This is a genomic window from Prochlorococcus marinus CUG1416 (assembly GCF_017695965.1).
Lineage (GTDB): Bacteria > Cyanobacteriota > Cyanobacteriia > PCC-6307 > Cyanobiaceae > Prochlorococcus_A.
Genome location: NZ_JAAORM010000005.1, coordinates 255348 through 278981 on the forward strand (window position 1 = coordinate 255348; position 23634 = coordinate 278981).

40 protein-coding genes and 1 tRNA gene are annotated in these 23634 nt (G+C 28.2%); 26 read left to right on the forward strand and 15 right to left on the reverse strand.

Annotation, left to right across the window (positions count from 1 at the left end; translation table 11 throughout):
• Positions 1-49 precede the first annotated feature (49 nt).
• The 6 genes from HA146_RS07575 (at position 50) to HA146_RS07600 (ending at position 3007) form a co-directional block, all read left to right on the forward strand.
• Positions 50-616, forward strand: coding sequence for a hypothetical protein (locus HA146_RS07575; protein ID WP_209108948.1), 567 nt, complete (start codon positions 50-52; stop codon positions 614-616).
• A complete protein-coding gene (locus HA146_RS07580; protein ID WP_209108949.1) occupies positions 617-1408 on the forward strand; it encodes a photosystem II S4 domain protein in 792 nt (263 codons plus the stop codon).
• Positions 1409-1458: 50 nt separating this feature from the next.
• Positions 1459-1530: transfer RNA gene (locus HA146_RS07585), tRNA-Val, on the forward strand.
• Between the two features lie 66 nt (positions 1531-1596).
• Positions 1597-2214 carry a methyltransferase family protein gene (locus HA146_RS07590; protein WP_209108950.1) on the forward strand — a complete coding sequence of 206 codons (618 nt, stop codon included), beginning with the start codon at positions 1597-1599 and terminating at the stop codon, positions 2212-2214.
• Positions 2207-2758, forward strand: coding sequence for a pyridoxamine 5'-phosphate oxidase family protein (locus HA146_RS07595; RefSeq protein WP_209108951.1), 552 nt, complete (start codon positions 2207-2209; stop codon positions 2756-2758). The genes HA146_RS07590 and HA146_RS07595 overlap by 8 nt, the downstream gene beginning before the upstream one ends.
• A gap of 75 nt (positions 2759-2833) precedes the next feature.
• Positions 2834-3007: a hypothetical protein gene (locus HA146_RS07600; protein WP_209108952.1), complete on the forward strand. Its 174-nt coding sequence runs from the start codon at positions 2834-2836 to the stop codon at positions 3005-3007.
• On the opposite strand, the gene HA146_RS07605 is transcribed toward HA146_RS07600, so the two are convergent.
• Positions 3004-3552, reverse strand: coding sequence for a DoxX family protein (locus HA146_RS07605; RefSeq protein ID WP_209108953.1), 549 nt, complete (start codon positions 3550-3552; stop codon positions 3004-3006). The two genes, HA146_RS07600 and HA146_RS07605, sit on opposite strands and share 4 nt — an antisense overlap.
• A gap of 134 nt (positions 3553-3686) precedes the next feature.
• Complete coding sequence (locus HA146_RS07610) at positions 3687-4841, reverse strand: FAD-binding domain-containing protein (protein ID WP_209108954.1); 1155 nt, start codon at positions 4839-4841, stop codon at positions 3687-3689.
• Positions 4842-4994: 153 nt separating this feature from the next.
• Here HA146_RS07610 and HA146_RS07615 point away from each other — a divergent pair, with 153 nt between their 5' ends.
• Positions 4995-5924 (forward strand): oxidoreductase, encoded by a 930-nt coding sequence (locus HA146_RS07615; RefSeq protein WP_209108955.1) that lies wholly within the window; start codon positions 4995-4997, stop codon positions 5922-5924.
• Here the strand turns inward: HA146_RS07615 and HA146_RS07620 are convergent.
• The gene (locus HA146_RS07620; protein ID WP_209108956.1) at positions 5919-6185 is read right to left on the reverse strand and encodes a hypothetical protein; all 267 of its coding nucleotides are present in this window, start codon (positions 6183-6185) and stop codon (positions 5919-5921) included. The genes HA146_RS07615 and HA146_RS07620 overlap by 6 nt on opposite strands.
• A 100-nt stretch (positions 6186-6285) precedes the next feature.
• Between HA146_RS07620 and murD the strand changes: the two genes are divergently transcribed.
• Both murD and HA146_RS07630 read left to right on the forward strand, forming a co-directional pair.
• The gene (murD, locus tag HA146_RS07625) at positions 6286-7692 is read left to right on the forward strand and encodes a UDP-N-acetylmuramoyl-L-alanine--D-glutamate ligase (RefSeq protein ID WP_209108957.1); all 1407 of its coding nucleotides are present in this window, start codon (positions 6286-6288) and stop codon (positions 7690-7692) included.
• Positions 7693-7808: 116 nt separating this feature from the next.
• Positions 7809-8123, forward strand: coding sequence for an MATH domain-containing protein (locus HA146_RS07630; protein WP_209108958.1), 315 nt, complete (start codon positions 7809-7811; stop codon positions 8121-8123).
• An 8-nt stretch (positions 8124-8131) separates the two neighbouring features.
• Here the strand turns inward: HA146_RS07630 and HA146_RS07635 are convergent, their stop codons facing one another.
• The 6 genes from HA146_RS07635 to HA146_RS07655 all read right to left on the reverse strand — a co-directional run bounded on the left by HA146_RS07635 (position 8132) and on the right by HA146_RS07655 (position 12369).
• Complete coding sequence (locus HA146_RS07635) at positions 8132-8863, reverse strand: pirin family protein (RefSeq protein WP_209108959.1); 732 nt, start codon at positions 8861-8863, stop codon at positions 8132-8134.
• Positions 8864-8951: 88 nt separating this feature from the next.
• On the reverse strand, positions 8952-9080 hold the full coding sequence (locus HA146_RS09670) for a hypothetical protein (RefSeq protein WP_257469917.1): 129 nt from the start codon (positions 9078-9080) through the stop codon (positions 8952-8954).
• Between the two features lie 79 nt (positions 9081-9159).
• Positions 9160-9699, reverse strand: coding sequence for a DUF1643 domain-containing protein (locus HA146_RS07640; protein WP_209108960.1), 540 nt, complete (start codon positions 9697-9699; stop codon positions 9160-9162).
• Complete coding sequence (locus tag HA146_RS07645; RefSeq protein WP_209108961.1) at positions 9696-10181, reverse strand: DUF2214 family protein; 486 nt, start codon at positions 10179-10181, stop codon at positions 9696-9698. Before HA146_RS07645 ends, HA146_RS07640 begins: the two co-directional genes overlap by 4 nt.
• An 87-nt stretch (positions 10182-10268) precedes the next feature.
• Positions 10269-11018, reverse strand: a complete 750-nt coding sequence (locus HA146_RS07650) for a GAF domain-containing protein (protein ID WP_209108962.1) — start codon at positions 11016-11018, stop codon at positions 10269-10271.
• A 118-nt stretch (positions 11019-11136) separates the two neighbouring features.
• Positions 11137-12369 carry an NAD(P)/FAD-dependent oxidoreductase gene (locus HA146_RS07655; RefSeq protein ID WP_209108963.1) on the reverse strand — a complete coding sequence of 411 codons (1233 nt, stop codon included), beginning with the start codon at positions 12367-12369 and terminating at the stop codon, positions 11137-11139.
• 187 nt (positions 12370-12556) lie between these two features.
• On the opposite strand from HA146_RS07655, the gene HA146_RS07660 reads away from it, so the two are divergent.
• The gene (locus HA146_RS07660; protein WP_209108964.1) at positions 12557-12793 is read left to right on the forward strand and encodes a hypothetical protein; all 237 of its coding nucleotides are present in this window, start codon (positions 12557-12559) and stop codon (positions 12791-12793) included.
• Between the two features lie 148 nt (positions 12794-12941).
• The gene (locus HA146_RS07665; protein WP_209108965.1) at positions 12942-13814 is read left to right on the forward strand and encodes a DMT family transporter; all 873 of its coding nucleotides are present in this window, start codon (positions 12942-12944) and stop codon (positions 13812-13814) included.
• Positions 13815-14010: 196 nt separating this feature from the next.
• Here HA146_RS07665 and HA146_RS09675 read toward each other — a convergent pair whose 3' ends face one another.
• Positions 14011-14145, reverse strand: a complete 135-nt coding sequence (locus HA146_RS09675; RefSeq protein WP_257469918.1) for a hypothetical protein — start codon at positions 14143-14145, stop codon at positions 14011-14013.
• A 122-nt stretch (positions 14146-14267) separates the two neighbouring features.
• Here HA146_RS09675 and HA146_RS07670 point away from each other — a divergent pair, with 122 nt between their 5' ends.
• Both HA146_RS07670 and HA146_RS07675 read left to right on the forward strand, forming a co-directional pair.
• Positions 14268-14543 (forward strand): cupin domain-containing protein, encoded by a 276-nt coding sequence (locus tag HA146_RS07670; protein ID WP_209108966.1) that lies wholly within the window; start codon positions 14268-14270, stop codon positions 14541-14543.
• A 91-nt stretch (positions 14544-14634) separates the two neighbouring features.
• Positions 14635-14805 carry a hypothetical protein gene (locus HA146_RS07675; RefSeq protein WP_209108967.1) on the forward strand — a complete coding sequence of 57 codons (171 nt, stop codon included), beginning with the start codon at positions 14635-14637 and terminating at the stop codon, positions 14803-14805.
• Positions 14806-14877: 72 nt separating this feature from the next.
• Here HA146_RS07675 and HA146_RS09680 read toward each other — a convergent pair whose 3' ends face one another.
• Complete coding sequence (locus HA146_RS09680) at positions 14878-15003, reverse strand: hypothetical protein (RefSeq protein WP_257469919.1); 126 nt, start codon at positions 15001-15003, stop codon at positions 14878-14880.
• Between the two features lie 282 nt (positions 15004-15285).
• On the opposite strand from HA146_RS09680, the gene HA146_RS07680 reads away from it, so the two are divergent.
• The 4 genes from HA146_RS07680 to HA146_RS07695 all read left to right on the forward strand — a co-directional run bounded on the left by HA146_RS07680 (position 15286) and on the right by HA146_RS07695 (position 16421).
• Positions 15286-15468, forward strand: a complete 183-nt coding sequence (locus HA146_RS07680; protein ID WP_209108968.1) for a hypothetical protein — start codon at positions 15286-15288, stop codon at positions 15466-15468.
• A gap of 48 nt (positions 15469-15516) precedes the next feature.
• Positions 15517-15657: a hypothetical protein gene (locus HA146_RS07685; protein WP_209108969.1), complete on the forward strand. Its 141-nt coding sequence runs from the start codon at positions 15517-15519 to the stop codon at positions 15655-15657.
• Between the two features lie 195 nt (positions 15658-15852).
• Positions 15853-16017, forward strand: a complete 165-nt coding sequence (locus tag HA146_RS07690) for a hypothetical protein (protein ID WP_209108970.1) — start codon at positions 15853-15855, stop codon at positions 16015-16017.
• 65 nt (positions 16018-16082) lie between these two features.
• Entirely contained in the window at positions 16083-16421 is a 339-nt protein-coding gene (locus tag HA146_RS07695; protein ID WP_209108971.1) for a DUF805 domain-containing protein, read from the forward strand.
• A 168-nt stretch (positions 16422-16589) separates the two neighbouring features.
• Here the strand turns inward: HA146_RS07695 and HA146_RS07700 are convergent, their stop codons facing one another.
• Positions 16590-16907 carry a restriction endonuclease subunit S gene (locus HA146_RS07700; RefSeq protein WP_209108972.1) on the reverse strand — a complete coding sequence of 106 codons (318 nt, stop codon included), beginning with the start codon at positions 16905-16907 and terminating at the stop codon, positions 16590-16592.
• 213 nt (positions 16908-17120) lie between these two features.
• Here HA146_RS07700 and HA146_RS07705 point away from each other — a divergent pair, with 213 nt between their 5' ends.
• The 3 genes from HA146_RS07705 to HA146_RS07715 all read left to right on the forward strand — a co-directional run bounded on the left by HA146_RS07705 (position 17121) and on the right by HA146_RS07715 (position 18800).
• Positions 17121-17339, forward strand: coding sequence for a M protein (locus HA146_RS07705; protein ID WP_209108973.1), 219 nt, complete (start codon positions 17121-17123; stop codon positions 17337-17339).
• Positions 17340-17453: 114 nt separating this feature from the next.
• Complete coding sequence (locus HA146_RS07710) at positions 17454-17609, forward strand: hypothetical protein (protein WP_209108974.1); 156 nt, start codon at positions 17454-17456, stop codon at positions 17607-17609.
• Positions 17610-17693: 84 nt separating this feature from the next.
• On the forward strand, positions 17694-18800 hold the full coding sequence (locus HA146_RS07715; protein ID WP_209108975.1) for a fatty acid desaturase: 1107 nt from the start codon (positions 17694-17696) through the stop codon (positions 18798-18800).
• A 3-nt stretch (positions 18801-18803) separates the two neighbouring features.
• On the opposite strand, the gene HA146_RS07720 is transcribed toward HA146_RS07715, so the two are convergent.
• Entirely contained in the window at positions 18804-18956 is a 153-nt protein-coding gene (locus tag HA146_RS07720; protein ID WP_209108976.1) for a hypothetical protein, read from the reverse strand.
• 290 nt (positions 18957-19246) lie between these two features.
• On the opposite strand from HA146_RS07720, the gene HA146_RS07725 reads away from it, so the two are divergent.
• Both HA146_RS07725 and HA146_RS07730 read left to right on the forward strand, forming a co-directional pair.
• On the forward strand, positions 19247-19405 hold the full coding sequence (locus tag HA146_RS07725; RefSeq protein WP_209108977.1) for a hypothetical protein: 159 nt from the start codon (positions 19247-19249) through the stop codon (positions 19403-19405).
• Positions 19398-19550: a hypothetical protein gene (locus tag HA146_RS07730; protein WP_209108978.1), complete on the forward strand. Its 153-nt coding sequence runs from the start codon at positions 19398-19400 to the stop codon at positions 19548-19550. Before HA146_RS07725 ends, HA146_RS07730 begins: the two co-directional genes overlap by 8 nt.
• Before the next feature lie 93 nt (positions 19551-19643).
• Here HA146_RS07730 and HA146_RS07735 read toward each other — a convergent pair whose 3' ends face one another.
• Positions 19644-19784 carry a hypothetical protein gene (locus HA146_RS07735; RefSeq protein WP_209108979.1) on the reverse strand — a complete coding sequence of 47 codons (141 nt, stop codon included), beginning with the start codon at positions 19782-19784 and terminating at the stop codon, positions 19644-19646.
• 589 nt (positions 19785-20373) lie between these two features.
• On the opposite strand from HA146_RS07735, the gene HA146_RS07740 reads away from it, so the two are divergent.
• Both HA146_RS07740 and HA146_RS07745 read left to right on the forward strand, forming a co-directional pair.
• Entirely contained in the window at positions 20374-21543 is a 1170-nt protein-coding gene (locus HA146_RS07740; protein WP_209108980.1) for a fatty acid desaturase, read from the forward strand.
• Positions 21544-21662: 119 nt separating this feature from the next.
• A complete protein-coding gene (locus HA146_RS07745; RefSeq protein ID WP_209108981.1) occupies positions 21663-21824 on the forward strand; it encodes a hypothetical protein in 162 nt (53 codons plus the stop codon).
• 312 nt (positions 21825-22136) lie between these two features.
• Here HA146_RS07745 and HA146_RS09585 read toward each other — a convergent pair whose 3' ends face one another.
• On the reverse strand, positions 22137-22277 hold the full coding sequence (locus tag HA146_RS09585) for a hypothetical protein (protein WP_245211339.1): 141 nt from the start codon (positions 22275-22277) through the stop codon (positions 22137-22139).
• Between the two features lie 783 nt (positions 22278-23060).
• On the opposite strand from HA146_RS09585, the gene HA146_RS07755 reads away from it, so the two are divergent.
• Complete coding sequence (locus tag HA146_RS07755) at positions 23061-23168, forward strand: high light inducible protein (protein ID WP_209108982.1); 108 nt, start codon at positions 23061-23063, stop codon at positions 23166-23168.
• Positions 23168-23308, forward strand: a complete 141-nt coding sequence (locus tag HA146_RS07760; protein ID WP_209108983.1) for a high light inducible protein — start codon at positions 23168-23170, stop codon at positions 23306-23308. The genes HA146_RS07755 and HA146_RS07760 overlap by 1 nt, the downstream gene beginning before the upstream one ends.
• Positions 23309-23634: the final 326 nt, after the last annotated feature.

The window sequence follows — 23634 nt, forward strand, 5'->3', positions numbered from 1 at the left end:
ATCTTATTTTATTAATTTGAATAAAACACAAACATTTGAGGAATGAAATTTGACTAAAAGTATAGTGATATTTGAAGACCTTGAAAAATGTATCCAACTATTTAATGTTTTCAAAGAAAAGTCAGTATTGCTCCAAGAAGCTATATTAATACCGCCATCAAATCCGAAAATCTCCCCTGATCAAACTAAATTGCTAAACGAATCAGGCAATAATTTAATTAAATCTCAATTAATTGAAGAGATAAGAATCCTCAATCCTAAGCTTGATCGGAAACTAAGGCAAAAAGATATGAGTAGATGGCTCATGCCATTTGGTTTTATCGCTGGTATAGCTTTTAATAATATGACTAACTTATCTACTTTCAGCTTTCTTGGATTAAATGACATAGGTGAAACGTTAATAGGAGGTCTCTTAGGAATGGGTTCAGGATATTTAGGAAGCGTTGTTTCTTCAGCAAGTATAAATCTAAATAGAAATAAAGAATTGAGATCAATTTTTAACTTAAATAAAGAGGGTAAATGGCTTGTAATGCTTGAAAATCAAATTGGCACTGAATTACCTTGGAATTTAATAAAACAATCAGACCCAAAGGACATAATTTTTATTGAAGGCTAAATGATTGACTTAAAAGAAATTTTAATAAATTCAAACTATAAAAAAGAAACTGGGGAATTAATAAATATTGCAAACTTAGCTTTTAAACACTGGGAGACTTATTGGACTGGATTTAACTCCACTTATATTTGCGAAGAGATTTTAAAAGAATTTGAAAATTTAAATGATTTCAAATTTTTTGTTTATGGAGGATTTTCCTCTGCTCAAAGATCAAGAATTGCTTGCTTCAGAGAAGATAATTTTGCTGATAAGAAATCTCTTATCAGCAATTTTCCAGCAAAAGGAATAAAAATTAATGGCAACTTTTTATTTGATAATGCTACACAAGATGACTTCAGATCACTCTTAATTGGGAATGGGGTATCTGAAACAAAAGTAGGAGATATATGGACTATTGGCGATAGGGGGGCACAAGGGATAATTGATGATTTAGATATTGAGTACCTAAATGAAAAGTTTTTTTATTTGAGAGACGTAAAAGTAAAATTTAGTGTAGTTGGTTTAGATGAATTACAAATACCTACTGGAAGGTCAAAAAAACTTATTAACACAGTAGAAGCTTCAACAAGATTAGACTCTATAGCTTCAGCAGGGTTTAGGATATCACGAACTAAAATTATTGAAAGGATAGAAAATGGAATGCTTAGATTAAATGGGAACAAAGTTAATAAGCCAAATATTAATCTTAAAATTGGCGACAAACTGCAACTTGAAAACAAAGGATTTATCGAAATTCTAAATTTAGAAATCACCAAAAGAGAAAGATGGAAAGTTAAATTACTTAGAAAATGAAACTCAACCTGCTATTTTCTTATAAGGGGGATTAAAAAATTCTCGATTAGGGGCGATTAGCTCAGTGGTAGAGCACTACCTCGACACGGTAGTGGCCACTGGTTCGAATCCAGTATCGCCCATCAAAATTTTTAAAACTTTGTTTATAGCCACAGAAAATAATTTCATTTTTTAGATTATTAAAAAAGATGAAACTTAATCAAATAATTAATCTTCATAAGGGGCTTACTGCCTTTGTAGTTGTAGGACTTATGATATTTTATAATAATTTTACAGTCGCTCCTTTTGTTTACTTAGCTCTGCATGGGACTTATGGACTACTTTGGCTACTAAAAGAAAAGATATTTCCAGATCCTTATTTTAAAGAAAAAATAAGTTTTTTAAGTGCACTTACTGGTTTTATTTTCCTTGGAACTTACTGGGTAGCGCCATATATTCTTATTTCATCTCAGAAGTCTGTTCCAAATATAGTAATAGCTGCATCTATATCCATAAATATAATTGGAGTATTTTTACACTTTGCTAGTGATGCTCAAAAATATTTTTCTCTGAAATTAAAAAAAGATTTAATTAAAGAAGGATTTTTCAAAAACATAAGGAATACAAATTATCTAGGAGAAATACTAATTTATCTATCATTCTCCATCCTTTCAATGAGTTTTATTCCATTCGCAATTCTTGCAATATTTTTCTTTATAGTTTTTCTACCAAGAATGATAAAAAAAGATAAATCACTAACAAAATACAAATCATTCGAAGAATACAAGAAAAAAACTGGTCTTTTTTTACCTAAATTAAATGCTTGAAAGCAACTTACCAAGTTGGAGACAAGATTTAAAATCTTCTAGAAAAAAAGAGGGTAAATCACCTTCTAATAAATGGATTCAGCTTGCTACAGTTAGCAAAAAAAATCAGCCAAGGTTAAGAACAGTTGTTTTCAGAGGATGGCATAAAGATAGTTCAATGATTATTTTTACAGATAGAAGAAGTGAAAAAATTGAGCATTTAAAATCTAATCCTTATGCAGAAATATTATGGTTTTTTTTGAAAACCAAATCACAATATAGATTCAAAGGAAAAATAAGTGAATTAAGTGATGACAAAAATTATTGGGATACATTATCTGAAAAATCAAAATCATCTTGGTTCTGGCGATCACCTGGAGAGAGAATAAATCCAAAATTGCAATCTGATTATGAAATATTATCTAATCTACCTAAATCAGAAAATTTTGTAGTTCTAAATTTTGAAATCGATTCAGTAGATCTTCTTAAATTAGAACAGCCTATTCATAAAAGATATCTATGGGAAAAGATTAAGAAATGGGAAAAAACAGAAATCAATCCTTAAATATTTCTAAATTGTACAGTTAGGTTGAAAAAGATATATTGATCGGTCAATTTTAAAAAAGAAGTATTTTTTGATATGAATTTCTCAGAAATTCCAGAGAACCCTTTTATCTTTTTATCTTGGGTAACTGCTATGGGTCTTTTAATTAGTCTTTCTGAAGCAACGATTAAGATAAAACTCGAGAAGAGAAACAATTATCGTAAAAGGATAAAACTGATTGAAAGTCTTTACCCTAAAAAATTAGCTTAAATATCTGAGAGGATATTTGCTTTGAGAAATTGAAAAAATCCACCTTTATTAGTTTCCTCTTTTATAGCAGACTCCTTAGAAGAAGGTTTTACTTTTGTTGAAGATATGCTTTCTTCTGGATCTTCTGATTTAAGGATTCTAATAATAACTTCATCCAAAGAAAAATTACCAGGTCCAGTCAAGGCAATTGAAGTTGCTGAAGCAAAATACAGCAGTAAAAGCTCTAAAAGGTAAATATTAAATCCTGAAGTTACTAGTGCATGATATATAGCTACTGAAATTGTTCCAACAATAGCTAAGGCTCCAAATCTTGTAGCTAAACCGATAATTAATAACCAACTACCACCTATCTCCGAAAATGCTGCTATATATGATAAAAATATTGGAAATGGAAGATGTAATGGTCTTACAAATGCATCAGCAAAATTTTCTATATTTGCTAATTTTTCATAACCGTGGTGAATAAGAACAGTACCAGTAATAACTCTAAGAATTAATAAAGCTGTATCTTTGCTAAACGACTTTGTGAGAATTGTTGAAATCACTATAAAAATTTATCCTTAAGTAAAAATAACTAGTCACAGAATCCATCGTGGATTAAACAGCAAAAGTCATACCTAATTAAGTATTTATACTTAGGCCCCTAAGGAATTATTTTCTGGTTAAGAATTTACCGAAGTTAAAATTTATTTTTTGAATAATTTTCTAATATTCTTTGATTTATTTTGGGAATGTTTTCTTTAAATTTAAAAAAGCCTTTTTTGGCAAACTGCCATGCGAATAAATCTACATCCCTAACTAGATTAAATATTTTCTTATTGTGTAAATTTTTGAACTTAATTATAAAGTCATAATTTTCTCCCACCCCAGGATAAATAATATCTATTTGATTAATATTTTTAAAAGTAAGTTCTAGTGAATTAGGATCAATCTGTTCAACATTATCAAATTGCTCTGCAAATTCAGAGACCAATTCTTGTTTAAATTTCAAAACAGATTCAGACAATTTAATTTGTCTTTGTTCATTATTTAGAAGAATAATGAATACCTTTTTATAGCTTGGAAGTAAATTCTTAAAAGTTGCAACGTTCAGATCATTTTCAAACAAAATCAAATTATCTGATTTAGGATCCATATTATTTTTACAAATCTGATCTTCTATTGGAATTTGATTCGATTCCTCAATAGAAATTTGTTTGTTAATTATTTTTCCTACATTAAATCTATTATTTGAAAATTTTCTGAGGTTTGAAGATGAAAAAAGATATTGCTTCCCTTTAGTTTGTAATCCTGCAACCCATCTCCAACTAAGAAGATTAGATGCAGCATCACCATCAAAGAGATATTTAAAGAAAAACTTTGCTCCTAACTGCCATGGAAGGCCCAAATTAAATATCCAAGTACTCGCAAACCACATTCTTGTATGATTATGCAAATAGTTATACTGCTTCAATTCAAGCACCCAAGAGTTAAAAAAATCTAATTCTGTATTACCTTTAATTGCACTTTCATAAAGCTCATAATCATAATTAAAATTTATATCTGAAATAAAATTTTGCCAAACTTTCGGCCTATTTTCCATCCAGCCTTTCCAGTAAACTCTCCAAAATATTTCTTCAATAAACTTATTTGAATTTTTGACTTTGTATTTACTTTTAATATCATTTATCAGGTCGTATTCCAATAATATTCTATGGGTAACAAATGGTGATAATTTCGAAACGGAACCTTGATTATTTGGCCCAAAATCGAAATTTCTTAACTTTGCATAATCATTAATTTTGTATTTTGCAAAATTGTCCCAAACTTTTTGTGCTTCTAATAAAAATGACATTTTTTTGATAACTATAAAAATATTTTTTGTTGATTGAAAGAAATTTCAAAAATTAGAGGTTAAATTTCTCTCACGATACTGAATTCAATTATTTACAGTAATTAAATAAAAGAAGTTTTAATTAAATTTCAAAACAATATGCAGGATTACTAAATGACTGCCACTATTTCTAGACCTACGTTGTCTAATTGGGAAACATCTGATATTCCTGATCTTACTGGAAAAACTGCACTTATTACTGGCGCAAATAGTGGCCTTGGATATTCCACGGCAAAAGCCTTAGCCGAAAAAAATGCCCATGTAATCGTTGCATGTAGATCGCTTGAAAAAGCTACTCAATCTATTAAAAGGCTTAGAGCTTCAAATTCTGAAGGAATATTTTCACCACTCGAATTAGATTTATCAGATTTAAATAATGTTGTTGAAGTTCAACCCAAAATTTTTGATGATTTTGAAAATCTGGATTTACTAATCAATAATGCAGGCATAATGCACCCGCCTAAAACACTTAGTGCCCAGGGATATGAAATACAATTTGCAGTTAATCATTTAGCTCATATGCTTTTGACCCTAAAGCTTCTTCCAATTATTGAAAAAAAAGAGGAATCGAGAATAGTAACGGTTACTTCTGGTGCACAATTTTTTGGTAAAGTTGGCTGGAAAAATCTGAGAGCAGAGAAATATTACAACAAATGGGAATCTTACTCCAATAGCAAATTGGCAAATGTAATGTTCGCTTTGGAACTAAATGAGAACTTAAAGCATAAAAATATACTTTCTTTAGCTGCTCACCCAGGAATCGCAAAAACAAATCTTTTTACTGCACAAAAACCTAAACCTAGTCCAATAGAAACATTCTCCATGGAATTATTTAGCCCCATTTTTCAATCCGCTGAGATGGGTGCTTTACCTCAACTTTTTGCAGCTACTTCTCCAGAGGCAAGAGGCGGTGATCATTATGGTCCTAAATTTAATTTCAGAGGCTATCCAAAACTATCCCCTACTTCTCCTTTTGCCAACAATAAAAAAGAAAGAAAAAATTTATGGGAAAAAAGCCTTGAAATACTGAATAATTTCTTATAAGTTTTTCATTTTTACTAACTTCAGAAAATACTTCAAGATATGTAACTCACTCTCTGAGAGTTTCATAAATTCTATTAAGGCATCATAATTTTTTTCATCAATTTTTTTTGATAATTGAATAAAACTATCATGGTTTTCATTAACAAAGCGTTCAGCAATCTGAGATGGGGTTAAACCCTTTTCTATTAGTTCACCTGGAGCATTTTTCTCCCACTTTTCATAAAACCAAGAGAACCAATATTTTGCAGTATTATCTTCCATTAATTAACTTTTATTTGGCAAATATTATAAATACTAAAGATTGATCTCGTGATTGAATTAACCCTCAAACACATTTAATATAAATGCAATTATAAATTTAATGATAGAAAATAATCATTTAAGAAAAAGAAAAAATATTAATCTTGTAATTGGATTAGGTAAATCTGGATTTTGGGCTGCCAAGTATTTGAGCAACATCGGTAAGAGAGTAATTATTTGGGAAAGTAAAGATGGTAAAGAATTCTTAGAAACAAAAAAAGAATTAGAGGAACTTAATATATTAGTTTCTCTGAATAAAAAATTTGTATTTAAAGAAATTAATCCCTTTGTAAAAGAGATTGAATCTGTTGTCGTAAGTCCATCAATACCTTATGACCATGAAACTATTTTTAAATTAAAAAAAAAGGGAATAAAAGTAATTGGAGAAATTAATATTGCATGGGAAATTTTAAAAGACACAAATTGGATAGGTATTACTGGCACTAATGGTAAGACTACTGTTACTCATTTATTAAGTCATATACTCTGCGAGAATGAATTATATGCTCCTTTTGCTGGAAATATTGGTACACCTTTATGTAAATATGCTTGCTCCAAAAAACATGAAAAAATTGACTGGATTGTAGCTGAATTAAGTAGTTATCAAATAGAAATATCTCCAGAAGTAAAACCTAATATTGGAATCTGGACAACCTTCACAGAAGATCATCTTGAAAGACATAAAACACTTGAAAACTATTTCAACATAAAAAAAAGCTTACTAGAAAAATCAGATTTTAGAATTTATAATTATGACGATGAAAATCTAAGAAATCACTATAGTTCACTATCAAAAGGGGTTTGGATAACCACTAGTTTAGATAAATCAAATTTCATTCAATGCGATTATTGGATAGATGATCAAGCATTCATTATTGAGAGAGGAAAGAGACTATTCAAACTTGAACATTTTTCTTTAAAAGGAATGCATAATCTTCAAAATCTTCTATTAGTAATAGCAGCAGCAAGAAAAGTTGGATTATCTGGAGAGAAGATTAAAGATTCTTTATTTAATTACGAACAATTACCGCATAGGATGGAAACAATTTACAAAAATAATGATCTGGAAATAATTAATGATAGTAAAGCTACGAATTTTGATTCATCTATTGCAGGAATAAATTCAATTGAAGGTCAAATAATAATCATTTCTGGAGGCAGATTAAAAGGCAATGAATACAGTGATTGGGTACAAGTTTTAAAGCAAAAAGTTAAATGTGTTTTTCTTTTTGGAGAAAGCTCAAAAGTACTAAAGATGGCCCTTATTAATGAAGGATTTAAAAAAGATATTTTTGAATTTCCAGAACTCAAAGAGCTTTTAAATTTTGTTTTTCATTATTTACAAAATAACAAAGTTGACACATTATTATTCTCACCTTCATGCTCAAGTTTTGATCAATTTAAAAATTATGAAGAGCGAGGAGACCATTTCAAGAAACTAATAATTGAAAAATTAAAGGTTAATTAATTGAGTTTTTATTTAAAGATCATTAAGTAATTATCAGGTCGGTCATCACAACCGTCTCCCCCCTAGCAAATATTCACTTAATTAGTTAGATTTCAACTATAAATTTATTACTAACAATGAGTGAATCTAACAATTTACCTCAAGCAATAAGTCATAAAAAATTAAGTTACTTGATGCTGAAGGCACAAAAAGATTCTCATTTTTCTGATGAATTAGCAGAAATAGAAAGCCCCGAAAAAAGAAAATTTGACGAGTTAATAAACAATTGGGAAGCCTCAACTAAGAAACTAATTAACGAGTTATCCAAAAGAAAAGAGAATTTACTAAAAGATAAATCACCAAATTCTTTAATTGCTCTTGGTGCTATGGAAGTTCACCTTAACATGGCTTTGCAAGCCTTAAATGCATTTAATAAAGAATTTGAGGAGTAATAGATAAGCTATAAGGAAGGCATTGAAAATAAAAGAAAATCTAGTTCTTTTTCAGTATCTATAGAAATATCATCATAATTAATAACTTCAAATCCCAAGCCATCTCCAGAAGAGAGACATATATTTGAATGTGTGTCTTTACTTTTTAATAAAAGTTTCCCCTCTATTATTTGTATCCAATTATATTTATCGATTTTTAATGGTAATCTTTTTTCTTTAATAGGTTTATATTTACAACGCCATAAAGAGATATCTTGATTTACAAAGAGTTTATTATTTTGACCGCTTTTGTAATTAAAAATAAGATTATCCCACAACTTTTCTTTTAATGATATTTGGTCATAGTGAGGTTTGATATTTTCTTTTTGAGGGATTATCCAGATCTGAAACAACTTGCAGGTCTCATTTTCTTCGTTCTTCTCGCTATGGGAGATCCCAGTTCCTGCAGACATAACTTGCACTTCATCTTCATGAATCTTTCCAAAGTTGTTTAACGAGTCTCTATGCGTTATTGCTCCTTTTGTTACGACAGTAATTATTTCCATATTAAAATGAGAATGTGTATTAAAGCCCGCATTAGGAGAAATAATATCTTCGTTTATAACTCTAATATTCCCAAAATTATCCCATTTTGGATCTCTATGCTCTGCGAAAGAAAATGAATGTTTCGAACTTAGCCATTCTCTACTTGTGCTAAATCTATCTTGCGATCTCCTTATTTTAATAATTTTCAAAGACACATATGCTTAGAAATAAATATTTAGATTATTAGTTAGATAAATATATTTGGAGGGATAATCAATTACAAATAAGTATAAGTAATTTTATTTATTGGTTAATTTTACTTTGTGCTTTATTTGCTTTATATATTATTTTTTTGGCTTCTTCTCTTGTAGAACATTTTTCTGCCTCAAGATTTAAGTTTTTCAGTTTATTTATTTGCTTTGAAACTTTCATATAAAGTTTAAATTAACAATTAGAAGTTAACACATATTTGATGGAATAGCTAAAAATAATAGATTGCATTTCAGCCTTGTTACCAAACATAAGATTGAAGGATGGAATCATCGGAACAGTATAGAGGATGTATTGGATTATCTTTAATTGTTTTCTTAATAAGAAGCGGTCCAAGAGGTTTATCAAAATTATTTTTCCTAATTGAATTATATTGCATTATTTTTTTTGATATTTTTTTATTTCTATTTAGAAATTTCCCTTTGTTACCCCAACCTAACCATAAATCACAATTTTTATTTTCAGACCAATGTTTTAAGTTTTTATAAATATAATTATTGTTTAGATAACCAACTGGGTTTTTGTGATTAAAAAGTTTTTCTGGATTACTTGAAATAAGAGCAAATAGATTGATTAACTTTACTTTGCCATAGTCATGTTTTTTCGAAATTTTGATTATCTTTTTTGTTGTATTATCTAAGAAAGATGAATCTGATAATGAAGGGTTTAAGCCAATAAAAATTATTTCTTTTGTAGATTTAGAAATCTCACAAATTAAACTCCATCTATATAATTTGTTCGCGCTTATTAGACAATTTCTATCAAGCAAAAAAATTTTCAACCTAAACCTACACCTCTGGCCATAAGAGTTGCGAATAATGGTATAGCAGCAAAGCCCACTAATTCTGTAGTAATGATAAGTCTAAACCTCTTAACAAGGTTCTCTGAAATTTGAGGTAATTTATTCTTACTTAGTGGAATTGCCCATAAGATATAGGTCGTTGTTGGGTACAGAGAAAGAAGTCCTACCAAAATATAAAGAGAGACCTTTATCCAAAACACAGGGTTGCCTGTATAAAAATCACCTCCTTGGCCAAAGTACTTAACACGCAATATACCAGTAACCAATATTGCAACTCCTGCCAAACCATAAACTACATCTGCAATAATCATTGAGATTGTATCATTTCTATTAAGATCAACTTTGAGAGTCAATCTTTCAAACAATAGAGATCCGAAACACAAAATAATTCCTAAATAATGAACATATGCTACCAATGCACTTTTAGCTATTTCGCCTGTTAATAAAGTTCCTAATAACATTTTCTAGTCAAAATTTATACAATACTAACCACCAAATAAAGAATTTGTTTAGAAATAGATTAATAACTTAAAAGCAAGGTATTGAATCTAAGACTCTAAAAACCTTTTTTGACCATCTTCAAAAAAATCCTTTTTATTCCATACTTCTATTACATCTGGGAAATGTTTTTCCATACAATTATCACACACCCCATGACTAAATCTAATATCACTAATTTTCGAAAGATATTTTTCCAAATGCATCCAATCTCCCTCCTTATTTTTTACTTCTCTGCAATATGAACATACAGATAAAATCCCTTCCTGTTTATGCAAATTAGACAATGCATCTAGCAAGTTTAATGACTTTTTTCTAAGCTCTAAGAATGAAACTATTTGCTTGGATAATAATTCCATAATATTAAATTGTTGCGTAGTTAGATTTCCTGGCTTTCTGTCTATTACACAAAGAGTTCCAAGCTTATTACCATCACTAGTTTTAAGGGGAAAACCTGCATAAAAACGAATCTTTGGGTCTCCTGTTACCAATGGATTATTTATAAATCTTTCATCTTGGAAAGCATCATGAATAATTAGTGGACTATTTTCTTTTATTGCATGGGTACAAAAAGACCAATCTCTTCTAGTTTCTGATATTTGAAGTCCAACTTTGGACTTAAACCATTGTCTATCTTTGTCAACCAAAGTCATTAAAGAAATAGGCACATTACAAGTTGCAGCAGCAATTTTTGTAATATCGTCATAACATGATTCTGGCCTGGTTCCCAAAATTCTATATTCTGCTAGAGCTTTTAATCTTCTTTCCTCTTCTTCTTTTTTTGATACAAGATTCTGCATTAATCTTAACCAATTAATTAAAACTTTAAAATTAAAGTTTCTTCAAAAAATTTTTTCCATCTAATACTTAATAAAAAAAAGATAAACTTATTGATTTGTTACTTAATTAATTTGTTACTTATTGATTTAACTTTGAGACTGCCATCCCAGCGATCCATCCACTTGTCCAACAATGTTGAAAATTAAATCCACCTGTAATCCCATCAACATCTAAAACTTCTCCAGAAAAATATAATCCTGGGCAAATTAAGCTCTCCATAGTTTTAAAATTAACTTCATTAATTTTTACTCCTCCAGAAGTAACAAATTCCTCTCCAAATGGTCCTTTACCCGAAATTATATATTTATCCCGCATGAGAGTATTTATCATTTTGTCTCTTTCATAAGCCATTAAATCAGCCCACTTTTTCTCTTTATCAATGCCTATTTTATTTAATAAAAAAATCCATAATCTTTTTGTTAATAATGAAACCGGTCTACTATTTATTAAATTCACCTTACCTTTATTTAATCTTAAAAAATTAATTTTTTCTTTCAACTCCTCATAACTTAAAACTGACCATTTAATGATTAGGTTGAATTTATATTTTTGGCTAAAAAGTTCCCTTGCTGCAATTGATGAAAGTTTTAACACCGCTGGTCCACTAAAACCCCAATGAGTAATAAGTAAATCGCCTCTGTTTTGAAAGGTCTTGTTATTTAATTTAATTTCAATATCTATACCTTTTATCGATACGCCACTACATTCATCTAAATTTGGTTCTTTTGTGGAAAAAGTAAAAAGTGATGGTACTGGTTTAACAATACTGTGGCCAAGATTTTGAGCCAATTTATACCCGCAGGGGTTACCTCCAGTAGAAAGAATAATACTTTTTGTAATTACCGTTTCTTCTTTAAGACTAAAAATTTTAAATATATTATCTGGAGTTTTTAAAATTTCCTTCACAAAACATTTTGTTAATATCTCTACATTTTTTGATAAAGCACTGTTTCTCAAGCACTCAATAACATCTGAAGAAGAATTTGACACTGGGAATACTCTTAGATCTTCTTCAATTTTTAATTTCAAACCTTTTTTCTCAAACCAATCAAATACATCTCCTGAAGCAAAACGGTTAAATGATTCCAATAACTGAATACCACCTCTGGGATAATTCTCAACTAGTTCATTTGGTATCCATGTTGCATTAGTAACGTTACATCTTCCACCTCCACTAATCCTTATTTTCTCCATAAGTTTTGAAGTCCCTTCTAAAATTATTATTCTTTTGACTCCATTTTCAGCAGCTGTTATTGCCGTCATAAAACCAGCAGCACCACCTCCTATAACTGCTAAATCAAAAGGTTCCAAAACTTATCCTGCAATATTTCCTAATCTAATAATAGCAAGGAGATCCCAAGAAAAATTATTCCAAAAAACTATAAAAAATATATAAAAAACATAATTAAATCCATAATAAATAGCTTCAATTAACTAATGTCTTGAATTTTTTTAAAAAATCAACGCAGTCGTTATTTTTATGCTCTATTTTAATTAAATGAGTCAAATATTTTCTTACGTTAAATATTCTGAGGCCAGCTTTCCTATGACTGGCCAATACACCGCTCTTCTTTTAATTACCTCTATTATTTGGGTTTTACTTTGGTTTGGATACAGGCAAAATAAGATAAATGATGAGATCAAGAAAAAAGAAAAAGATGAAAGAATTAATGCAAAAGTTCAAAGAAGAAAAAAATTAGAAAGTCTATACCCTATTAGAAAAAAAACAGTTTAAAATAAATAGATTATTTTTATAGTAAATATGAAAACAAATAATTTAAAATCTTTAATTCAGTACTTGCCAGGGATCTTGATTCTTTTTTATGTATTTTTTTTAGCATTATCTCAATTTATAAAATAAAATTTTCTAAAAATTATTCGTTTTGATTGGAATCCTTTCTGCTTTTGGAGCTGCTACATCTTGGACTTATGCATGCTTTATTTGGCGAGCGCAAGCTGAAAAATATAAATCAATAGATATCAACTTAATAAAAAATATAATAGCTTTTATAGTTTTTATTCCTGCTTTCATCAATCTCAGTTCTGCAACTGAATTGAAATACATATTTATACTATTATTTAGCGGAATCATAGGTATTGGTTTAGGTGATACCTTCTACCTAAAGTCATTACAAACAATTGGCACAAGAAAAACTCTATCTGCAGAAACTCTTTCTCCTTTAATAGCTGCTTTGTCGGGAGAAATTTTTATTAATGAAAATTTAACACCAAAATCTTGGATTGGAATAATCATAGTATCAATTTCGCTTTTCATAATTCTCAAAAAAGGGAATAATTTTAAAGAGGCAAACTCACCTTTCTCAGAAAAAAATAACTTTAAAATTTTTGCATTTCCTTTTTTATCAGTTTTATGTGCTGTTTTAGGAGGTCTTTTTTCAAGGATGGTTTTCCTTCAAAGTAATTTATCTCCTTTCCTTACAACTGAGATTAGATTATTAGGTGCAATAATTTTTTTGATTACTTTAAAAAGATTTAAGATTAATTTTTTCTTAAAAAATGTAGAGAAAAATCAACAGAAAAGATTTTTGCTTTCAATACTTCTTGGAACCAATGTAGGGATATTGCTCCAACAAATTGTATTTAAAACTCTTCCCATAGGAATGGGATGGGCTTTATTAAGTACATCTCCAGTTATTTCTTTATTTTTTGCTAAGAATGAGGAAAGAGAAATTACAAAAAATATAATTTTTTTTACTTGTTTTTTATTTTTTGGCTTGACATTAATTATTCTTTAATTTCGGAGTTAATGTAATAAATACTCATGTTAATGGAAATCACATTAAATAAAATTATCCTATAAATACTCAAAACAATGAAAATTCTAAAGAAAAAAAACCTTGGTAGTCTTGAAGTTTATTTTGTTTTTCTAAGTTGCATATATGCAGGCTTTATAGGTTATAAATCTCTATTGAACGTTTTATTTACTTGATATTAATTGATTCTTTGGACTGATTTAATCAACTTACCTCCATCTTGGTCATCATCATCATTTGAAGCAAAAAATAAAAAAAATATCCCAACAGAAGCTATAGATAAAGAGATTGATAAAACAGAAAGCTCATCCATAAATTTAAAATTTTTTTAATAATAATCGAAAAGAATTAAAAGACAGTAAACAAATACACATTCTCGAAAATAAAAATTTCATTTATTTGTAAAATAAAAGGAAAATATATCAAAACTATTTCGTGAAAGTTCTAATTACTTCTCCTTGTAGTGCAAGCGTAATAATTCAGTATGGAATAAAAAGTTGGCCTATTTGGGAATGTGAACCAAGCAAATTTCAATGGAGTTACGATGATAAGGAAATTTGCTTAATAATTGAAGGCCAAGCGACTATAAGTACCCAAAAAGGGGAAATTTATGTAATTAAAGCTGGAGATTTAGTTGAGTTTCCTGCTGGGCTTTACTGCGAGTGGGAGGTAACCAAGAGTATTAAAAAACATTATCGGTTGGGCAGTTAAATGTAAGAAAAAAAATTTTTCTTGTTTTATTATTAAGTCAATGTAGATAAAATATACTTAATACATCATTTTTAAAAGGGGGACCAATATTATGCCTTTTACTGATCAAGAATATTTCGAAGTTATCGAGAAAAACGAAACAGTAAAAGAAGCTTATGAAAATATTAAGCAAATTTGCATTAATTTACAAAAACAAACAAATTGTCCTGAAGATGATCTAAAAAATTTTCTTGAATTTATTTCTCGACAATGGAATCAGTGATAATAAACACACCCTTTAAGAATAGTCTAATTAAACTCTCAATTTATTTTTCAGAATAAACTGGTTTTAATCTTATTCCTTTGTTGGATTATTATTAATACTTGAAGTTCCCCTGGCAGCAGAAAAGAAGAAATAGAAGCCTAAAATTCCTGATATACCAAATATCGCAGCCAAAGGATCAAAAGTGAAAGAAAACATAGAATTTATAAAATCAAGATAAATAATAGTTTTTGAATTAAAATTGTACAATTATTCTTAAGTATAAAAAATAACAATTAGACGACTCATTATGTATTTATTACTGATTTAGTAGGTAGAAATAAATTCTTATACAACTTGATATTTAAGTATAAAAATAGCAATATATCCCTAAGATTAATTCGTATGAAAGAAAAAAGTTTTAAAGAATATTTATAAAAATCTAGAACACCGCTCTCCAAAGAATCCACAATTCACTTTTCTTTTGATTATTATCTATTTATGACAGACTTGTATTCAACTACTTCTTCAATAAGTCCTTTAACAGCAATACTCTGGTGTTTTTATCCAGTAGCTGTACTTGTAATCATAGATTTACTACTAGGAGGAGGGTTTGATGACGATAATAATGATGATCAAGATGGTGGAATGTTAATACCTGCTTACTCAAAATCTAACGCATAGACCCTTTTCGGAAATTTAAATTTTTTAATCCCAAAAGTTTTTAATTTAATGCAAAACTATATTGATACAACTTTTTTCTCCTTGATTATACTCTCTGTTGTAATTATCTCATCTATCTCTTGGCTAGTCTTAAGAACCTTAAAAGAAGGTAGAAAAGCCTTAAAAGAAATAAATCAGGATTCAAAATAAATATGTAATTAATAAAAATGCATCTCAATTCTTTACTTTATATTTGTTTTATATTTTTATTCATTTATATAATGGCATTATTTTGGAGAGACTTACCGAATCAAAAAAAGTAAATAAATAATTAATATTAAATTTGTTGCCTATAAAAATAAATTAAGTTATTAATTTAATATTGGTTCTAATTTTTTTATATAAATGATTAAAGAATCCTCAAATAACCACAATAAAAATTCATACTCAGAAACTACAAATATTGCGAACGAAAACATAATTTGCAAAGATGGATTCTGCTCATTACCAAATCAAAAAGAGATCCCAAAACAAGCTGAAAATAATATGAATTTATTTGATCCTATTTAATAGAAAAAACATTTTCATAAATTGAAGATTAAATTGATATTGTTGAATTCTTTGAATTTAAATTTATGCTTAAAGACTTTTTAAATGCATATCAAGAGTTTTGGGTTAAAGCTACAGACTTCAAAGGATGCACATCGAGATCGAACTGGTGGTTGGTTCAATTAGCTAATCTTATTATTTCTTTGTTAACAATCCCAATATTTTTAAAGATGTTTGGTTTCAATGCTTATGGAATTGTTTGCATTATTCCTCAAATAGCTATTGATATAAGAAGAATTAAAGATTTTGGAAAGGATTGGAAATGGATCTTTATTAATATAGTCCCAATACTCGGGTGGATATTATGGTTTATATGGTTAGGATTCGGAAAGACAGGTGATGGTAAAAATAAAATTTTTGTTTAGAAATAAAAAACTCTAAAAAATAAACTAAATCCTTTCTTATTATGAAATAAATTGATCTTGTTAAAAAACAATATTTTTTTTAATTCACTAATAAAGAGAAATTAAATTAAGTTCATTAACCAGTAACTAAAAAATATTTATAGTTTAAGTTTATATAAAATTTACTCTTCATTTTTTTCTTTTTTTAAAATCTACAAATCTTATTTTGTTTCTTATTGCTATTTGCTTTGCAAGAATTCTAAAAACATGCCATTCGCATTCAGTTAATTTAAGAAACTGATCTAGTGTATATTTATCTTCTTCATCAAAATTATCGAAAACTTCTGAGATAGCAATGCTGTTATTAGAGATAAAATCCTCCGCAACATCTTCTGGATTTTTACCTGAGGCAAAATCCTGAAAAGCCTCATAAGAATTAAGTTCTCTAGTTAACCAATTAAACCATGGTTCATTTTTATTATATTTTTTATTTATGATTTTCTTCATGAAATAATTTTTACTAATTTAATCATTATGAGTTATACATTCTTTGGCAGCTGTACAATTACTCATTTTTATATATTCAATTAAAGATAAACCTTAATTTCTTAGATGTGCATAATAGAAAAATAATGAACTATAAAATTTATTCGATAATAAGTATTTATTACTCATTCTTTATTGTTTGAGATAGCTAAAGTAGAACTTTAATAAAGAACAGTGTCAATCCCATTTTACGACTTCCCTTCATCTCCAATTTTAATCATTGGTGCTCTCGGTATAACAGTAGCAATAGCAGTTTTTTTTGTCGCATATCAAAAATATTTCAATTCACCTTTGAACAAAGAGATTGCAAAAAAGAAAAAAGCCTTAAGTAAGGAAAAAAAAGAATTAAATGAAAGATTAGAAAAAATTGAAAAAGATTTAAAAAATTTATGAGATTAACAATTTAAATCATACAATTTCTTAAAAATAACTTTTTCAATAATGATTTAATGATCTCGAATTCAAGACCTTAATTTTTTAAACAGGAATTATGGACTATAAGAAGTTATGGATAAAGATCATCTTGTTGAATTAATTTCTAATAGTCTTCTTTGCAAGAGTAATGATTCTGAATCAACTAAAACTCTTAGTGATTTTAAGAATTACTTAAAGAGATTAAATCTAGATCAATTGAGAACTATGTCTAAAGAATTTATTCTTTAGGAATTTTAAAATAAAATAGATTTTTTATAGTTAATAATCAAAACTTTTTAAAATTTGTTATGTTCATTAAAAAGGTTAGGGAATATGCTCGCGGTAAAAAGAAGTGATTTTTTAATCAGGCCATTTCTAAAAAGAAATAATTTTAGAGCTCTCTATCAAATTATTTCTACCATAATCCCAATAATTTCTATTTGGTTAATTGTTTACCAAATAGTAAATCATTCTTTTTCAATATTAATAAAAGGTTTCTTATTGATACCTATTATTTGTCTTCTAACTCTATTTTCTTCTAGAACATTCTCATTAATGCATGACTGTGGTCATAATTCTCTTTTTACAAAACGTAAATTAAACCGCTTTTTTGGATTTTTACTTGGTTTGGTAAATGGGATTCCTCAGAAATCATGGTCAATTGATCATGCATTTCATCATAGAAATAATGGGAATTGGGAAGTTTACAAAGGTCCGATAGATGTTTTAAGTCTTGAAGATTATAATTCCCTCTCCAAAAGAGAACAAATATTCTATAAAGTCACTCGAAATTGGATAATGCTTTTCCCCGGTGGCTTTTATTACTTAGTTTTAAAACCTAGATTAGGACTTATTATTATTATTTTTAATTTCACTAAAGATATATTTAAAGAGACTTTTATCAAAATAAAAAACAGAGAATTTTCTGGATTTTTAGCTATTAATTCAAGAGTCAAACCACCTTTTTCTGATTATGGAGATAATTTTAGTGAACTATTTGAATTAATAATAAATAACTTAGTAGTAATAATTGGCTGGATTTTTATGTGCAAATGGTTTGGATTAGTTTTTTTCTTATCATTTTATTCCTTAGTATCAACCCTATCAGCCGCCATTCTAATATGTGTTTTTTTCGTCCAACATAACTATAAAAATGCATATGCTAAAGACACAAAAAATTGGAATATCGTCGATGGAGCGATTTTAGGTAGTAGTAATTTAAATATACCTGATTGGCTTAATTGGTTTTTAGCAGACATATCATTCCATAGCATTCATCATCTTTGTGAGAGCATCCCAAATTACAATTTAAAGGCTTGTCATAAAGCAAATATTCATTTACTTCACCAATCAAAGTTCTTAAAATTAAGCGATTTTCCAAACTGCTTCAAATATATTATTTGGGATAATAAAAATGAAGAACTAATCCGAATAAGTTAATGCCTAATTAAACCTTCTTCTCAATTTTCTTTTGACAGGAATTGTGCTATATGCATGAGTACCAATAGATGGGGGTAATTCATTCTTGAGAGGATGCATAAAAGCATTTGCCATACTCTCTAAAATTTTTGAAAGCCAACTAATTACTGATTTCATTTGAAAATCTAAAAGTGTACTTTTTTATCATCTAACTAAATTACTGCAAAGTAAATCAGTCTTTATGCTGATTTTTTTTGAAAGCATCCTTTATAAAGAATTAAGATTAAATACTCAGAATTCTTGTTTTTTATTCTTTTAATAGAAAATTATTACTAACTTTCTTAAGTTAAATCACTTGAAATATTAATTTAGTAAATAATACTTATTTTTTCTAATTCACTTAATAAATTAAATTATGAGCCACAATTTCGTGCTATATCTCTATTCCAATTAAATCTAACAAATTCATGAATGATTCATTTGTTTCTAATAACCAAAATACAGAAATAGATTCTATTAATTCATATTTTGAATGTATTACTGAATGCAGTATTGTGGATGGTCATCAAGAATGTATTACTCGTTGTTTAGAAATTCATTTAAAGGGAGGGAATCAAAATGAATAAAAAAATTTCCCCACAAAGGAAAACAACTTTAAAGTGGAACTCCAATGGAGAGCTTTCAGAAATTGATATGTTAAGAATTTTAGAGAAAATATCATCCAGTGATCTTAATCAATGTGAATTGACATGCGATTCAGATCAAATTTAAAAATTATTAATACTAGAACTTTATTAAATTAATAAATTATTAATTAAGCAAATAAATTAAAAACGAATATCTAAATAAAATTATTTTGAATAATTAATTTTTAGAAGTACTGCCTTTTTTTAAGAATGTTTTACTAATTTCTTTTTTTGTTATTTCAATCGGCTTGACTTTACCTAAATCGCCATGAGTTGGACAATAATAAGTCATTAGCATCCATTTTTTTTCTTCATCCATTAGCAATAAACCCTCCAATTAAGAAAACTACATGGATAATTTATTAGGATGAATTATGAGGAAATTGATCTTTTTTAATCTTTTTTTCTTTTTTGCTTAATAATTTGCATATATTTCGAAGCGATTCTCACTAAATAGATATAAATACGCATGACTTTAAAAAAAAATCCTGCTATGTATTAATAAATTCTAAAATTTTTTTATGTCATTAGAATCTATATTAATGGTAGTAGCTCCGATCTGTCTTTTTACTGTAGGAGTAATTGTTTTACCTATTTTAGTAAAACCCCGTAAACAATCAGTTCTCCCAAAGAGGTATATACGCGGTCTTTAAATTAAGCATGCTTTAAATAAGAACAAAGACAGGCTTTGTAAAAAACTAATTGAATAGATAAATCAAGAGATTCCACAAAAAAATAAAATCAAAAATTTTCTACTCAAATTGATTTATGTGAAGACAAAATTTTAGTTTTTATAAATTCTATTGAGAAATAAAAATGATACATTATTTTCATAATTAAGAGGCTGTGTTGGATAATAGAATATGTAAATTGATTTTTATTTAACTAAATTCTTACCTAACAAAAATTTGAGTAATATAAAATTTTCAGGTCTTAAAGGCCAAGCGCTTGTAATAGATAATAAAGATATTCCAAGCATAAAAGAATTTAAGGATGTTATCCCAGATCACTATTTTAAGTGCAATACGAAAACTTCTTCGAGGTATCTTTTACAATCAGCTTTAATTCAATTACTAGTAGTAGGCATAGGGTTATCTATTCCATTTAGTCCCAATATGATCCCAATTTGGATCATTTACTCATTACTTTCAGGTACCACTGCGATGGGATTCTGGGTAATTGCCCATGAATGTGGACATGGAGCATTTTCTGAAAACAAAACTTTGGAAACTATAACTGGATATTTACTACATTCATTACTACTAGTTCCTTATTTCTCTTGGCAGCGTTCTCATGCAGTTCATCATCGATTCACAAATAATGTAACCAATGGAGAAACTCACGTTCCTTTAGTCATTGAGGGAAATGGAGTTACAGAAAAGGTTGGAGGAGAAAAAGAATTACATTTTTCAAATTCCATAGGTAAGAAAAATTACGGAATTCTTCAACTTGTTTTACATCTGATATTTGGCTGGCCTGCTTATTTACTAACAGGTAGTACAGGAGGTATAAAATATGGGACTTCAAATCATTTTTGGCCAATCAAACCATTTTCCAAAGCATTATGGCCATCAATATGGACTAAGAAAGTTTGGATATCAGATATTGGTGTAGCTTTAACGTTATTGGGTATTTTTTTCTTTGTTTTTAAGTATGGATTATTTCCAGTAATTGCAATGTATATTGGTCCTTTATTAGTAGTTAATAGTTGGTTAGTAGTTTATACATGGCTTCATCATACAGATTCAGATGTACCGCATCTTTCAAATACAGAATTTTCATTTATGAGAGGAGCCTTTCTATCTATTGACAGGCCTTACGGTAAAATCCTTAATTTTCTGCATCATAATATAGGTTCGAGCCATGTAGTTCATCATGTATGTCCAACCATTCCTCATTATCATGCTAAAAAGGCTACCGTCTTGATTAAAAAAGCCTTTAAAAAGGCATATCTTTTTAATCCTGATCCTATACCCAAAGCACTTTGGAATATCGCCTGCAATTGTGTTGCAGTTAAGTCAGACATTAAAGAAGGAAGATATATCTGGGAAACTTCATATAATAAAAAGAGTATTTAAAAATAATAAATATAAATTTTTTATCACATTAATTTACGCAAATCTGAAAAGAATATAAAAGAATTAGCGATATCGTAATTTTCATCTTAAAAAAGATAATTGAATTTTCTAGGATATTTATGAGTGGTGACAACTTGCATGGCAAACAGCCTATTAAATTTTATTCAGAAAAAATAACACTTACAAAAGTGGAATTATTAGAAAGACAGTTGAGTTTAGGAGAGAAAGCTGCAGATTTAGATGAAAAGCATAAAGAGTGGAGCAGAAAGCTCTCAGGATGATCATTTATTAAAATACTCTTTCATAATTTATTGATATTTTAATTTCATTTAACACGAAAATTTTATATAAATTTTTGAAAAATTATTTTCTGGCATACTCACGATATCTTCTTGAAACAAACCATTTTTTAGCTTCCTCAGGAACTCCTAGATATTTCTAATACACCAAAGATCATTTTGCATTGTTAATGAAAAATCAACAAAATAATTACTTTGACTTTTATACTTCTTACCAATTTTAAATAGCCCATACAATATCACAAAATCCCTTCCTAATTAATTTTCCTGCCCCCTTACTATGGAACATTTCCATTAAGCTACATTAATCTGATTTATGGGAATCATACCTTTCAAAGCATGAGTTAACTCCACTATAATTTTCCAACGAATATTGTCTAAATCAAGCTCAAGAGGTTGGGGCATTTTCTTATTTAAGTCTTCAGACTCAATCAAAAAAATTATACTTTTTCTATGCTGCAAATCGGGATCACTTTTTTGCTAACTTATTTTAGGAAAGCGTTTTTGAAAACCTACTCCATTCTCACCACTGCCACTTCCAATTTAAAATATTAAAACATCTTTTTTATGATTCTGGATAGTACATCTCCAATGAAGTCTATATTTCCTTTAGTAATCTAAAAAAGTCTATTTTCCAAAATTAAGAAAATTGGAAAATGCATTAAAAATAAGTATTCTGAGATCCTGGATTATTTAACTTTTCTCAATTTCGGTGTCTTAAAAAACATTATTTTAAAGCTGAAGAATAATATTGAAATTGTAAGAGCAGGCAAGAGATAGAGTATTAAATCAGAGCTTATTAGAGAAGGAATTTTTGCAAAAATAAAATGCATGTAATAGGTTGTGAATGACATTAATTTATATATATCTAATTTATTAATAGCAATTATTTGAATTCTAAAAACTAATTTTTCTTAAAACTAAAAATTCTAATTAAAAAGAGTCAGCCTGTATCCCTACTAGCTAACTCTTCAATATATATTAATTTAAATTACCTCTTTATAAGGATTTACTCCTAAGAAGTAAAGGCTTCCAGCTTATATATACTCTTTCAAATTTATAAGTATCGGAGCGAAAAGCTAAATTACTATCAGAGTATAATCTGATACAGATTTGTCGCATATATTGAATTCATGGAGCATAATAGACAAAATAACATTAGTTTCTTTACATAAATCAACAAATATGTTATATTTGTTTACAAATATAATTAAAAAAATGACTCCAGAAGCAGAACGTTTTAATGGTTGGGCAGCAATGCTAGGATTTGTTGCGGCAGTTGGTGCATATGTAACAACTGGCCAGATTATTCCAGGGAGGTTCTAATGAAAAACACTGAACCCAAAATTATAGAAAAAGAAAAAATAGTAGCTGAGAAGCTTAATGGAAGGTTCGCAATGCTTGGTTTCATCGCACTTGTTGGAGCGTACCTATCAACAGGCCAAATAATCCCAGGTTTTATCTAGAGAAACACTTAAAATTTATTAAACATCAAATTTAAATTTGGTTTTTTGGGTTTATGAAAGTTTTATTTTTATAATGGATATTAGATTTTTTGAATTTTTGTAGATTTGAATATTCTTATATAAAGAAAATATATAAAAGAGAATCAGTATAAAACTCTACCTTAATAATAAAAATAGAATTAGATTTGTTTTAGTAATTGAAGTTAAAATCACATTGTTAACATAACATTAGAATTACTATTTTGGCTAACTTTAATAGTTTACATTTGCGCAATACTAACACAACCTAAAAAAGGTTTTAAAAAACAATATTAAAAAAATCTCCC

Excerpts from the sequence above, each read along its gene's own strand:
- HA146_RS07735 (WP_209108979.1), bottom strand. The coding sequence starts at position 19,784 with ATGGATGAAGAAAAAAAATGGATGCTAATGACTTATTATTGTCCAACT.
- murD (WP_209108957.1), top strand. The coding sequence starts at position 6,286 with ATGATAGAAAATAATCATTTAAGAAAAAGAAAAAATATTAATCTTGTA.
- HA146_RS07680 (WP_209108968.1), top strand. The coding sequence starts at position 15,286 with ATGACAGACTTGTATTCAACTACTTCTTCAATAAGTCCTTTAACAGCA.
- HA146_RS07720 (WP_209108976.1), bottom strand. The coding sequence starts at position 18,956 with ATGAAATCAGTAATTAGTTGGCTTTCAAAAATTTTAGAGAGTATGGCA.
- HA146_RS07760 (WP_209108983.1), top strand. The coding sequence starts at position 23,168 with ATGAAAAACACTGAACCCAAAATTATAGAAAAAGAAAAAATAGTAGCT.
- HA146_RS07590 (WP_209108950.1), top strand. The coding sequence starts at position 1,597 with ATGAAACTTAATCAAATAATTAATCTTCATAAGGGGCTTACTGCCTTT.
- HA146_RS07690 (WP_209108970.1), top strand. The coding sequence starts at position 15,853 with ATGATTAAAGAATCCTCAAATAACCACAATAAAAATTCATACTCAGAA.
- HA146_RS07580 (WP_209108949.1), top strand. The coding sequence starts at position 617 with ATGATTGACTTAAAAGAAATTTTAATAAATTCAAACTATAAAAAAGAA.
- HA146_RS07615 (WP_209108955.1), top strand. The coding sequence starts at position 4,995 with ATGACTGCCACTATTTCTAGACCTACGTTGTCTAATTGGGAAACATCT.
- HA146_RS07675 (WP_209108967.1), top strand. The coding sequence starts at position 14,635 with ATGCCTTTTACTGATCAAGAATATTTCGAAGTTATCGAGAAAAACGAA.
- HA146_RS09675 (WP_257469918.1), bottom strand. The coding sequence starts at position 14,145 with ATGGATGAGCTTTCTGTTTTATCAATCTCTTTATCTATAGCTTCTGTT.
- HA146_RS07645 (WP_209108961.1), bottom strand. The coding sequence starts at position 10,181 with ATGTTATTAGGAACTTTATTAACAGGCGAAATAGCTAAAAGTGCATTG.
- HA146_RS07685 (WP_209108969.1), top strand. The coding sequence starts at position 15,517 with ATGCAAAACTATATTGATACAACTTTTTTCTCCTTGATTATACTCTCT.
- HA146_RS07610 (WP_209108954.1), bottom strand. The coding sequence starts at position 4,841 with ATGTCATTTTTATTAGAAGCACAAAAAGTTTGGGACAATTTTGCAAAA.
- HA146_RS07620 (WP_209108956.1), bottom strand. The coding sequence starts at position 6,185 with ATGGAAGATAATACTGCAAAATATTGGTTCTCTTGGTTTTATGAAAAG.
- HA146_RS07660 (WP_209108964.1), top strand. The coding sequence starts at position 12,557 with ATGAGTCAAATATTTTCTTACGTTAAATATTCTGAGGCCAGCTTTCCT.
- HA146_RS07595 (WP_209108951.1), top strand. The coding sequence starts at position 2,207 with ATGCTTGAAAGCAACTTACCAAGTTGGAGACAAGATTTAAAATCTTCT.
- HA146_RS07745 (WP_209108981.1), top strand. The coding sequence starts at position 21,663 with ATGAGTGGTGACAACTTGCATGGCAAACAGCCTATTAAATTTTATTCA.
- HA146_RS09670 (WP_257469917.1), bottom strand. The coding sequence starts at position 9,080 with ATGAAAGTTTCAAAGCAAATAAATAAACTGAAAAACTTAAATCTTGAG.
- HA146_RS09680 (WP_257469919.1), bottom strand. The coding sequence starts at position 15,003 with ATGTTTTCTTTCACTTTTGATCCTTTGGCTGCGATATTTGGTATATCA.
- HA146_RS07600 (WP_209108952.1), top strand. The coding sequence starts at position 2,834 with ATGAATTTCTCAGAAATTCCAGAGAACCCTTTTATCTTTTTATCTTGG.
- HA146_RS07650 (WP_209108962.1), bottom strand. The coding sequence starts at position 11,018 with ATGCAGAATCTTGTATCAAAAAAAGAAGAAGAGGAAAGAAGATTAAAA.
- HA146_RS07695 (WP_209108971.1), top strand. The coding sequence starts at position 16,083 with ATGCTTAAAGACTTTTTAAATGCATATCAAGAGTTTTGGGTTAAAGCT.
- HA146_RS07755 (WP_209108982.1), top strand. The coding sequence starts at position 23,061 with ATGACTCCAGAAGCAGAACGTTTTAATGGTTGGGCAGCAATGCTAGGA.
- HA146_RS07630 (WP_209108958.1), top strand. The coding sequence starts at position 7,809 with ATGAGTGAATCTAACAATTTACCTCAAGCAATAAGTCATAAAAAATTA.
- HA146_RS07730 (WP_209108978.1), top strand. The coding sequence starts at position 19,398 with ATGAATAAAAAAATTTCCCCACAAAGGAAAACAACTTTAAAGTGGAAC.
- HA146_RS07710 (WP_209108974.1), top strand. The coding sequence starts at position 17,454 with ATGGATAAAGATCATCTTGTTGAATTAATTTCTAATAGTCTTCTTTGC.
- HA146_RS07715 (WP_209108975.1), top strand. The coding sequence starts at position 17,694 with ATGCTCGCGGTAAAAAGAAGTGATTTTTTAATCAGGCCATTTCTAAAA.
- HA146_RS07725 (WP_209108977.1), top strand. The coding sequence starts at position 19,247 with ATGAATGATTCATTTGTTTCTAATAACCAAAATACAGAAATAGATTCT.
- HA146_RS07700 (WP_209108972.1), bottom strand. The coding sequence starts at position 16,907 with ATGAAGAAAATCATAAATAAAAAATATAATAAAAATGAACCATGGTTT.